A 6,386-nucleotide genomic window follows, 5' to 3' on the forward strand; every position below is an offset into this window, starting at 1 on the left:
GGGCGAGGGCCGCGCGCTCGACGTGCGGCGGCGGGCGGGCCGGGGAAGAGTGGTGCTGATGACTGCCGGATCGGGGGCGACTGAGAGGTCTTCCGCATGCGAGCCATAGCCGTCGGCGCGTTCCGGGCCGACCCCGCACTGGTGGAGATACCCAAGCCCGAGCCGGAGGCCGGTGAGGTCCGGGTCAGGATCGAGTACGCCGCGCTCAACCCGTCCGACTGGCAGGCCACGCAGGGCGCCCCGGACGACGGACCGGCACCCCGGGTGTTCCCGATGGTCGTCGGGGTGGACTTCGCGGGCCGGGTCGACATGATCGGCAGCGGCGACAACCGGTTCCGGGTCGGCGACCAGGTCTTCGGCCGGGTCGCCCGGCCGAACGCCGCCGGTGGCGGCACGTACTGCGACTACGTGTCCGTACCGCAGGACTCCGCCATCACCGCGGTGCCGCCCGGCCTCCCGCTGCGGGCCGCGGCCGCGCTGCCCTCCGCCGGGATGGCGGCCGCCCAGATCCTGGAGATCGCGGTGCTCCGCGGCCACGAGAGCCTGCTGGTCATCGGTGCGGCGGGCGGCGTCGGCAGCTATCTGACCCAGCTCGCCTCGGCCCGCGACATACGCGTGATCGCCGCCGTGCGCGGCGACGAACACGGGCGGATGACGGAGCTGGGCGCCGCCGTCACCATCGACATCACCGACCGGCCGCTCGAAGCGGCCGTACGGGAGAGCTGCCCGGACGGCGTCGACGCACTGGTCGACCTGGTCTCCACCACCCCGGACTCCTTCGCCTCGCACGCCGCCCTGGTGCGCGGCGGCGGCATCGCCCTCACCACCCGGCGCGTCGCCGGCGGGGCCGCCCTGCCCGCGGGCGTGACCGGGATCGACTTCCGGCTCGAACCCACCCCGGTGCTGCTCGACGTCCTGGCCGCGGGCGCCGCCGAAGGCGTGCTGCGGGTGCCCGTCGACATCGAGCTCCCGCTGGAGAAGGCCCCGCAGGCCCTCGACCGGAACCGGACGGGCGGCGCACGCGGCAAGACCGTCATCGTGCTCTGAGCCGGCTCCCACCGCCCGTACACCGATTGCCTTCCTAAGGAGCAGGGACGTCATGGACGAACGGGAACGCGACATCATCGACGACATCGGCGGACTCATCTCCGAGGAACGGGGCCTGCGCGACCGCTCCACCCGGGAACTGGGCCTCAGCGACGACGAGAAGTCACGGCTGCGTACCGTTGAGGTACGGCTCGACCAGTGCTGGGACCTGCTGCGGCAGCGCCGGGCACTGAGCGAGTTCGGCGAGGACCCGTCCGCGGCGAAGGTCCGCCCCGCCGACGAGGTCGAGGGCTACCGCGGCTGAACGCAGGACTCAGGGGGACGCGTTGACCGACACCGAGGCCGGATCCGGACGGCGGCGGGCGACGCCGCCCCCCTGGCTGGCGCCACCCCCCTGGCTGCTGAGCGGACTGCGCCCGCAGTCGTCCACGCCCATCGCCTGGGCCGCGGTCGCCCGCGCCTCCGTCTCCCTGGCCGCACCGCTCGCCGTCGGCTTCGCGCTGGACCGCCCGGCGTACGGCGCGCTCGTCTCCATGGGCGCGCTCTCCGGCGTCATCGGCGACACCGCCGACGCGTACCGGATGCGGATACTCAACATCGCCGTGCCGCAGCTCTTCGGCGCGCTCGGCATCATGCTCGGCACGCTGGTGTACGGCACCGGCTGGGAGGCCGTCGCCGCGCTGACGCTGGTCGGCCTGGTCTCCGGGATGATGTCGACGATCGGCGCGATCGCCTCGGTGTCCGGGCTGCTGCTCCTGCTCAACGCGGTGGTCGGCGCCGGGCTCCCGATGCCGCAGCCCTGGTGGGTGGCACCGCTGCTGCTCACGGTCGGCGGCCTGTTCGTGCTCGCCCTGACCCTGCTGGCCTGGCCGTTCCGCCGGAAGCTCCCGGAGCGGGTCGCGGTCGCGGGCACCTACCTCGCGGTCGCCGACCTGCTCGCCGCCGCCGGCACCGACGCCTACGAGGAGCGGCGCCAGGCCGTCACCCAGTCCCTCAACACGTCGTACGACCTGATCCTGGCCCGCCGGGCCCGCTACCACGGCCGCAGCAACGCCATGGTGCGGCTGCTCGCCCAGCTCAACGTCGTCATCCCGCTCGTCGAGGCGGCCCCCGCCGTCCATGTGCGCCGGTGCCCGCTCCCGGACGAGATCCCGGCGGCGGTGCGCGAACTGGCCGCCGCCGTCGAGGAGAGCCGCACCGGATGCCCCGGACTCGACCTGCCCGCACCGGACTCACCGGCCACCCGGGCGGTGGACAGCGCCCTGCGGCACGCGGCGGTCGTCGTGCACAAGGCCGACCCCGACCCGTACAACGTCGACGACCGGCTCGGCCGCCCCGCCGTGCTCGGGGTACGGATCCGGCGGGCCACCCGCGACGTACTGCTCTCCGGGGCCTCCTGGCGGTACGGGCTGCGGCTCGCCCTGTGCATCGGTCTGGCCCAGGCGCTGACCTCGCTGATCCTGGTGCCGCGTTCGTACTGGGTGGCGCTGACCGTCACGTTCGTCCTCAAGCCGGACTTCGGCTCGGTGTTCTCGCGGGCCGTGCTGCGGTCGGTGGGCACGGCGGCCGGGCTCGTGATCGCCGCGCCGGTGCTCGCCGCGGTGCCGGTCGGCTGGTGGGACGTGCCGGTGATGGTGGTGCTCGCCGCGCTGATCCCGGCGCTCACCGCGAAGGGTTACGCCTTCCAGACCGCGGCCATCACCCCGGTCATCCTGCTTCTGTCCGACCTGCTGAACCACCAGGGCTTCCACCTGGTCTGGCCGCGCTTCCTGGACAGCCTGATCGGCTGCGCGATCGTGCTGGTGGCGGGCTATCTGCTGTGGCCGGAGAGCTGGCACGTACGGATCGGCCACCGGCTCGCGGACGCGGTGACGGACATCGCCGACTATGTGGCGTACGCGTTCGAGCCGGGCGGCTCCGGCGACCGGGCGGAACGGGTGCGGGCCCGGCGCCGGATCTACCGCGACCTGTCCGTCGTACGTTCCGAATTCCAGCGTGCCCTGACCGAACCACCGCCGGTCGGCACCCGGGCCGCGGCCTGGTGGCCGCTGGTCGTCGCGGTCGAACGCATCGTGGACGCGACGACGGCGGCCCGGGTCCGGGTCAACCACGGAGCGCCCGAGCCGCCGCCGGCCGAGGTCGCGGAGGTCCGGCGGCAGCTGCGGGAGCTGGCCGAGGGGATACGGGCCAGCGAGGTGCTGGTGGAGGTGCGCACCGAACTTCCGGGCGACGAGGAGGGCGTACTGGCTCCGCTGCGCCAGGAGGTGGCGGCGGCCCGGGCGATCGCATCGCCCCAGCCCTGACGGTCACCCGGTGGCGCCGTCGCCCCGCAGCCGCTCCATCTCACGCCGGTCCCGCTTGGTCGGGCGGCCCGCGCCCCGGTCCCGGACCGGCACCTGGATCGCCACCTCGCGCGGGGGCGGGGGCGGGCTGTTGTCGACGAAGCACTCCGCCGCCACCGGAGGGCCGACCCGCTTCTTGACGATCTTCGACACGACCACGATCCGGTCGCGTCCGGCGTGCCGGAGCCGTACCTCGTCGCCGACGCGCAGCGCCTGGGCGGGCTTGGCGCGCTCGCCGGCGACCTTCACATGACCCGCGCGGCAGGCGGCAGCGGCCTGCGAACGGGTCTTCGTCAGCCGGACCGACCAGATCCAGACGTCGACCCGAACGCTGCCCTCCGCCTGCGGCGCCTCACCGGAAACCATGCCTCCGACTGTAGGGCCTGTCATGGGGGGCGTGGAGGTCATGAGGGTCATGAGGGTCGTGAGGGTCGTGGGGATCAGCCGAAGTCGCTGATCACTTCCGACATGTTGTAGCTGTACACCTCGCGCTTGCACGCCGCGCACTTGCTCGGCGCGTGCTCGCTCAGCGACCACAGCTGCGGGGCGAAACCGTCACCGCGCCCGTGCGCGAGGTAGAGGTCCTCGGGCCCGAACGCCGACTCCAGCGTCTTCGCGTTGCCGACGAGCTGGGACGTTCCGTCGACCGTGCCCGGCGTGGCCTGGAGCAGCCGGCCGTTGTCGTAGCCGTTGCTGCGGTGGAAGTACCACTTGCCCTCGTACCGGGTGACGCCCTGGATCTTGTGCCACAGCGCCTCGTTGTTGAACTTGGCACCGGTCGGCAGGCCGTACGCCAGGTCGGCGGAGGCGGTGGCGCCGGTGGCGCCCTCGACGGCGGCGGTCAGCGCGGTCATCGGGTACGTGCCGACGCGGCCGGGGCTCGTGCCGCCGTTGTTGGTGTTGCAGTACTCACCGAGGACCATGTGGTCGGTGTCGGTGCGGTCCAGCGAGATGTACGAGGCCTTCGGGCGGCCGGTGGCGTAGCACTGGTTACCGCTGGTGGTCCCGCCGTTCTTCGCCGTGGTGAACTTCAGCGTGGCGACCTGCGGCATGACATAGCGGTAGCCGTAGCCGTACCAGACGTTGCTCTGCCGGCCAATCCGCTTCTTGTCCGTGACATTGCTGACCAGCCCGTCCGGCGTCGGGTCGTCGACGTCGGCCTTGTTGTCCGGGTTGAGGTCCATGATCTTGCGCAGGTCGAAGACCCGCATGCCGTTGGCGGTGTCGGCGACGTACAGGTAATTGCCGTACCAGACCATGCCACCCGCGTGGATGCCGTTCTGCGCGGCGCAGGAGGACGTCACCTCGGTGGTGCACTTGCCCTCGCTCGCGTGCAGCGCGTCGAAGGAGATGTGGTCCTTGGAGTTCATGTACGGCCAGACCAGCAGCACATGGCGGTACATCTGGGTCGCCTGATTGAAGAAGCTGACCCGGATGCCCTTCTCGTTGCAGGCGTCCGACGCGGAGTCCTGGACGCAGTTGTCTCGGTCCTTGGCGTAGTTGCTGCGGCCCGGGTTCTCCGCGTCGTAACCGGCCACCGCGATCGGCTCGGCGTTGGACGTGCCCCAGTCCTCGTCCTCCTGCGCGTCCGAGACACCGGTGATGGCCTGCGGCACCCACTCCGAGGAGGTGGCGTCGTCGTTCTGCCAGCAGACACGGTGGTTGACCGCAAGATCGGAACCATAGATTCCGGCGGTTCCGCAGGCGCCTTCCCATCCGGCGGGCCGATTGGCCTGCTCCATCAGCTCGGTGAGGCCCTGCTTGGGCAGCGCGGCATCCAGCTTCGTGACGAGACCGGAGATGTCGGTGCTCTTCGCCAGCTTGAAGTCGGCGGCCCGGCCAGGGACGGGGGCGGCGAGGGCGGAAGTGCCCGGGGCGGCCGGGGCCGCTGCGGATCCAGTTCCGGTTCCGGTTCCGGTTCCGGTTCCGGTTCCGGCGAAGTCGTCCTGCTCGCCCTCGGATTCGTTGTCGAACCCGTCGTCCGGCATTCCCTCGTTGCCCGGTACGGGGTCGGCGGCGGCCCGTACCGAGGACGGCGGGGCGGACACCGGAGCGGCGGCGGCGCCGGCCGCCGGGACGAGGCCGGAAAGCATCGCACCCGCCGCGACGGCGCAGGCGGCAAAGCGTGTTCTACGAGTTTGTTTCCCCATGCGGGAGCCCTTCTCGGTAACGCGACCGAACAACGGACAACGGTGTGCCTGACTTTGCGTCAGGCACACCGTCCGTTCACGTTAACAAGGCAACTCGGGACCGGGTGCGCACATTTGAACGACGTACATCAGGCCCGCACGGCATGCCCACAGGACTCGTTCGGGGATCGGTTGCGGATCAGTTGCGGATCGGTTTCCACACGGGCGGGCCGCGCCACCGAAGGGCCGGATCCGGCCGCTAACCTTACGTATCCGCCCTGGCCAGGGATCAATTCCCGCAGGTCGGACATTTCTCGCACCCAACTCACGCGAAAGGCCTCGCCCATGGGCATTCGGAGCTTGCTGCGCAAGGTGTTCGGCCGTGACCGCGCGGAGCAGGACGCGCCGACGGCCACGGTCCCGCCCCAGACCGAGCGCACCGCGCCCGCGGAGTCGGAGCCGGCCACGACGGCGACCGCGACCGCCACGGCGGACGAGCCGGCCGAGGAGCCGGCCCCGGTGCTCGAAACCGCCCCGGCCTCGAAGGCCTCGGTCCCGGCACCCGCCTCTCCCCGGTCCGCCGGCGACAACAGCGGCCTGGCCTCGGACCTGGTGGCCGCCGCCTTCGACAAGGCGTCCGTCCCCACGGTCCCGGCACAGGGGTCGGCACCGAAGCCGGAGTCGACGGAGCCGGAGGCCACGAAGCCGGAATCGGTGAAGCCGGAGGCCGCCGCGGTCGTCGAGACGGTGGAGGTCTCCGAGACCGCTGAGGCCGTCGAGGCTGCGGAGGTCGTCGAGACCGCTGAGGCCTCCAAGGCCCCCGCCGAGGCCGAGCCGACCGAGGCCGAGCCGGAGCCCGCGCCGAAGT

At 72.0% G+C, this 6,386-nt stretch carries 5 protein-coding genes and 1 pseudogene; 4 read left to right on the plus strand and 2 right to left on the minus strand.

Annotated features, from left to right (window positions below; translation table 11 throughout):
* Window positions 1-96: 96 nt before the first annotated feature.
* The 3 genes from EES42_RS20930 to EES42_RS20940 all read left to right on the plus strand — a co-directional run bounded on the left by EES42_RS20930 (window position 97) and on the right by EES42_RS20940 (window position 3,350).
* Entirely contained in the window at window positions 97-1,047 is a 951-nt protein-coding gene (locus EES42_RS20930; protein ID WP_124719772.1) for an NADP-dependent oxidoreductase, read from the plus strand.
* Window positions 1,048-1,099: 52 nt separating this feature from the next.
* Window positions 1,100-1,351: a DUF2630 family protein gene (locus EES42_RS20935; RefSeq protein ID WP_124719773.1), complete on the plus strand. Its 252-nt coding sequence runs from the start codon at window positions 1,100-1,102 to the stop codon at window positions 1,349-1,351.
* A gap of 76 nt (window positions 1,352-1,427) precedes the next feature.
* Window positions 1,428-3,350: an FUSC family protein gene (locus EES42_RS20940; protein ID WP_124720163.1), complete on the plus strand. Its 1,923-nt coding sequence runs from the start codon at window positions 1,428-1,430 to the stop codon at window positions 3,348-3,350.
* Between the two features lie 3 nt (window positions 3,351-3,353).
* Here the strand turns inward: EES42_RS20940 and EES42_RS20945 are convergent, their stop codons facing one another.
* Both EES42_RS20945 and EES42_RS46265 read right to left on the minus strand, forming a co-directional pair.
* Window positions 3,354-3,755, minus strand: coding sequence for an RNA-binding S4 domain-containing protein (locus tag EES42_RS20945; RefSeq protein ID WP_124719774.1), 402 nt, complete (start codon window positions 3,753-3,755; stop codon window positions 3,354-3,356).
* A 74-nt stretch (window positions 3,756-3,829) separates the two neighbouring features.
* Complete coding sequence (locus EES42_RS46265; RefSeq protein ID WP_124719775.1) at window positions 3,830-5,482, minus strand: hypothetical protein; 1,653 nt, start codon at window positions 5,480-5,482, stop codon at window positions 3,830-3,832.
* Window positions 5,483-5,863: 381 nt separating this feature from the next.
* Between EES42_RS46265 and EES42_RS44795 the strand changes: the two are divergent.
* A pseudogene (locus EES42_RS44795) lies at window positions 5,864-6,386 on the plus strand (hypothetical protein); the annotation flags it as partial.

The sequence above is a fragment of the Streptomyces sp. ADI95-17 genome, from assembly GCF_003846175.1.
Classification (GTDB): Bacteria; Actinomycetota; Actinomycetes; order Streptomycetales; family Streptomycetaceae; genus Streptomyces; species Streptomyces sanglieri.